This window comes from Flavobacterium sp. (assembly GCF_044368995.1).
Classification (GTDB): domain Bacteria; phylum Bacteroidota; class Bacteroidia; order Flavobacteriales; family Flavobacteriaceae; genus Flavobacterium.
Map to the genome: position 1 here is coordinate 1 of NZ_JBIPMS010000126.1, position 4,766 is coordinate 4,766.

3 protein-coding genes are annotated in these 4,766 nt (G+C 29.9%); 2 read left to right on the forward strand and 1 reads right to left on the reverse strand.

The window, feature by feature from the left end; translation table 11 throughout:
* Together ACIQ2I_RS07995 and ACIQ2I_RS08000 are read left to right on the forward strand one after the other, a co-directional pair.
* The coding region (locus ACIQ2I_RS07995; protein WP_396181897.1) for a GLPGLI family protein at window positions 1–742 on the forward strand (742 nt) is incomplete at its 5' end.
* Window positions 743–754: 12 nt separating this feature from the next.
* Window positions 755–3,466 carry a carboxypeptidase regulatory-like domain-containing protein gene (locus ACIQ2I_RS08000; protein WP_396181898.1) on the forward strand — a complete coding sequence of 904 codons (2,712 nt, stop codon included), beginning with the start codon at window positions 755–757 and terminating at the stop codon, window positions 3,464–3,466.
* 73 nt (window positions 3,467–3,539) lie between these two features.
* Here ACIQ2I_RS08000 and ACIQ2I_RS08005 read toward each other — a convergent pair.
* Window positions 3,540–4,766, reverse strand: a 1,227-nt coding sequence (locus ACIQ2I_RS08005) for an ABC transporter permease (RefSeq protein ID WP_396181899.1), incomplete at its 5' end; no start/stop codon positions are given.

Here is a 4,766-nt window from a genome sequence, read left to right on the forward strand (position 1 = left end):
TTCAAAAGAATCTGAAAAAGAAGCGGCGGAAGATGCAATAATTGGTTTTGATAAAGAAGCAATGAAAGAAGCAATGGCAAAAGCATTTCAAAAAAACTACCTTTTAACATTCAATAAAAACGAAGCGCTTTTTGAAGAAGTTGTAGCATTAGAGAAACCAAATCCAACACAAGGCGGCATGTCTATTTCTTTTAGTATGTATGGTGATGGAGATAAATATATGAATACAAAAGATAAAATTTCATACACTGAAGAAGATATTTTTGGTGATGAATTTGTGATAAAAGATTCGTTACCAAAAATTGCTTGGCAAATAACCAACGAAACAAAAATAATTGGTGATTATAACTGCGTAAAAGCAACTTATTTAGAACCCGTTTCTAAAAATGATTTAGAGGCATACAACCGTCAACAGGAAAAAATAAAGAACGGGAAAACTACTTTATTTGAAATGAAAAAACCAGAACCAAAAACTATTACAGCTTGGTACACCAGTGAAATACCTGTTAGTTTTGGTCCAAACGGCGTTTGGGGATTACCTGGGTTAATATTACAATTGGAAAATGAAAATTATATTTACTTTTGTACGAAAGTAAGCATAAAAAACAATGAAACAGTAAAAATAAAAATTCCCAATTCTGGTAAAGTCATTTCAAAAAAAGAATACGAAAAATACGAGAAAAAAATGCAGAAACAAATGGAAGATAATGACGGTGTTATCTTCCATGAAACAAAAAACTAATAAACACACTTAATGAAAAAAATAATTTTAGTACTAAGCTTGTTTCTTACTGGAATGAGTTACGCACAATCGGTAAAGGTTTCAGGAATACTAAAAGATAGCGACAATTTGGTAATAGAAACAGCCAATGTAATGGCTATTAACCAAGTCACAAAGGCAATGGATGCGTATAACATTACCAGTGAAAAAGGGGAGTTTTCGTTAAACTTAAAACCAAATACTGAATATATTATAAAAGCCGGTTATATTGGATATACGCCTTTTGAACAAAAAATTACTACAACAAAAGAAAATCAAACTTTAAATATTGTTTTATCTAATTCAAACACCATTGAAACGGTTGAAATTGTCCGAGAAATGCCTGTAAGAATAAGTGGCGATACCATTATTTACAACTCTGATTCGTTTACCAACGGAACTGAAAAAAAATTAGAAGATGTACTTAAAAAATTACCTGGCGTATCTGTTAATAAAGACGGAGAAATTTCGGTAGAAGGAAAAACAGCACAAAAACTAATGGTAAACGGTAAAGATTTTTTTGATGGTGATACCAAATTAGGAGTTAAAAACATTCCTGCAGACGCCATTGATAAGATACAAGTACTAAGAAATTATAATGAAGTTTCTAATTTAAAAGGATTCGAAAATAATGAAGAAAATATTGCTATTAATATAAAATTAAAACAAGGAAAAACTAACTTTTGGTTTGGTGATGTGCTTGCTGGAGAAGGCATTATCGACTCGAAAAATAGAAGTATTGTTAACCCAAAACTATTTTATTATAGTCCAAAATACAGTGTAAATTTAATTGGAAATTTAAACAATATTGGTGAATTACCGCTTACCACGCAAGACTATTTTAAATTTACAGGTGGATTTAGAAATATGATGCGAAAAGGGGGTTCTAGTTTTAATGTTTCATCAAACGATTTAGGAATTGGCGGATTAAGAAACAATCGTGCTAAAAATATTGATACAAAATTTGGCGCGGCTAACTTCTCTTACAATCCTTCAAAAGTATGGACAATTAGTGGGTTTGGTATTTACTCGTACAACAAAACCGATTTACAAACCGATAATATTTACAATCGTGTAGATAGATTACCAAATGGTACGACTGTAAATATTACAGAAACACGTCAAGATAATTCGAGACAGAGAAACAATTTAGGATTGTTTAAATTAAGTAGTAGCTACGTGCCTTCTACCAAAATGCACTTAGATTATGATGCGTTACTTAAAACATCCGATCAATTGGAAAGACAAAATGTTGTATCAAGTTTACAAGGGAATATTTTAACCGAAAAAAACCAACAACCTATTTCATTAAATCAAAATTTAAACTACTATTATACACTAAACGACAAAAATGTATTTGCTTTTGAAATGCAAAATTTATTTCAGCAAGAAGATCCGTTTTACAACGCCAATTTACAAATACAACCATTTATTTTAGCAGGATACAATAGCACACAAACAAGAAATAATATCAATCAAAACCGATTTATAAAAACGAATAAAACTGATAGTAAATTTGATTATTACTACATGGTAACACCGAAAAGCAATATTAATGTTACCATTGGGAACACGTATTCATATCAAAACTTTAACTCCAATATGTTTCAAACACTGGATAATGGCTCACAAAATAATTTATCCGATAGCAAAAACACCAATCAAGTAAATTATGTATTTAACGATGCTTTTGTTGGACTACATTACAAAATGTTGGTGGGAAAATTTACTTTTAATCCAGGAGTTACTTTGCATCAATTTAACACCAACGACACCCAATTGAACAGTACAAATAAAATGAGTTTCAATAGAGTTTTGCCTGATTTCTTTGCATTATGGCAAATGAAAAAATCACAAACATTATCCTATAATTTCTCGTTATCTAATAATTTTACAGATGTTGTAAAACTGGCACAAGGTTATGTGTTTTCTAATTATAACAGTTTGTATAGTGGAAATAGATTCTTAGAAAACTCGATTTCACAAGTGCACTCCTTGCGTTTCTTTAAATTCAGCATGTTTAATATGGAAAATATATCTGCAAATGTTACCTATACGAAACAAACCGAAATTATTACCAATCGTGCTTTATTAACAGGTGTAAATCAGGTTTCAAGCTCTGTAAATATTAATTCTAATTTTCCAAATGAGTCGCTTTCAGGAAGATTTAATTATGGTAGATCTTTTGCAAGATATTTTAAAGCAGATGGTTCAGCAAGTATGAGTAAAAGCTCAAATAATAATATTCGTGTCAATCCAGACAATTCAGAATATATTCAAAATACAAAATCGTTTACACAAAACTATGATATCGGATTTTCAACCAATTTTAAAAAAATACCAAATATTGAATTGTCCTACGAATTCACTATAAACGATTTTCAAAATCAGATAAATTATGTAGATAATCCTTCGGTAACATTAGAATATTTCTTTTTAGATGCCTTTTCATTTACATCTGAATACAATTTTTATCACAATAGAGATAAAGCGAAAACTTTTGATACTGAATATGATTTTTTAACCGCATCATTATCATATCAAAAAAGAGATAGTAAATTTGAGTATAAGGTTAGTGCTACCAACTTATTAAATACAACAGCATTAAACGATAATAGCTTTAATGCGTTAGGTGGTTCTACAAACTTTTCAAGTTTTTATGTGCAACCTCGTTTTGTGGTGTTTAGCTTAAAATACGTGTTGTAATTTTATTTAATTTTATAGCACAAAAAAGCCGATTTGAACTTTCAAAATCGGCTTTTTTATTTATATATAGTTATTACATTCCTGTTCGAATGGCTTCCACAGGATCTAATTTAGAAGCAGAAATAGCTGGCAAAATTCCTGATATTAATCCGATAATTATTGATAAACCAGAGCCCAGTAAAATATTAAAAGAGCTCAATACAAATTCAAAATCTAAAACGTTAGTTAAAATCAAAGCAATTATCCAAACTAAAACGATTCCTATTAATCCGCCAAACATCGCTAAAATTACTGCTTCAAATAAAAACTGAAACAATATAAATTTGTTTTTAGCGCCTAAAGCTTTCTGAATTCCAATTAAATTGGTGCGCTCTTTTACAGAAACAAACATAATATTTGCAATTCCAAAACCACCAACTAAAAGCGAAAAAATACTAATTCCCCAACCTGCAAGATTCATCTTACCAATAATGTCATCAATAAAATTTGTAAAACCAGACAAAATATTTACAAAAAAACTATTAATTTCTCCAGCTCGTAAACCTCTTATATTTCTCATTTTATTGGTTAATTCTGCTTTAAATTCTTCAATATCAACACCTGCTTTTGGTTTGATTAAAATGGCAGGTGTAAAATTTGTGCTGTTATCACCATATAATTTTCTAATATTATTTACTGGTAAAAAAACCGCTACATCATTGGAATCTCCAAAGGCGTTTTGTCCCATTTTTTTTAATACGCCAATGACTGTAAATCGTTGCCCATATAACCGAATTTGTTTTCCAATAGGTTCGTTGCCTTTAAATAAGCCATCCGCAACTTCACTTCCAATTACAATTACTGAGGTTCCAGAATTAGATTCTGCCTCATTAAACAACCTGCCTTTATCTACTTTAAAAGGTTCAATTTCAAAAAATTCATTTGTTGAAGGTTTAACGCGAATAGAATTAACCGTGTTTTCATCATATTTTATATTCTGGTTGCCAGTAAAAAAATTAAATGAAATTTTATCAATATCTGCCATGCTTTTTTGTAAATATTGATATTCATCATATTTTACATGCGGAAATTGATCACGCTTCCATTCTTCCACCTCCGTTGGTCCAAAAGAATATTTGAATAAATAAATGGTGTTTTTATCCATCCCATCTAAACTATCTACAATATTTTTTTTCAAAGAATCAACTGCCGCTAAAACAGCAATAATAGAAAAAATCCCAACAGTTACTCCAAGTAGAGAAAGAAATGTTCGTAATTTATTACTTCTCAAAGCATTAAAAGCAAAAGCAAAACTTTCTTT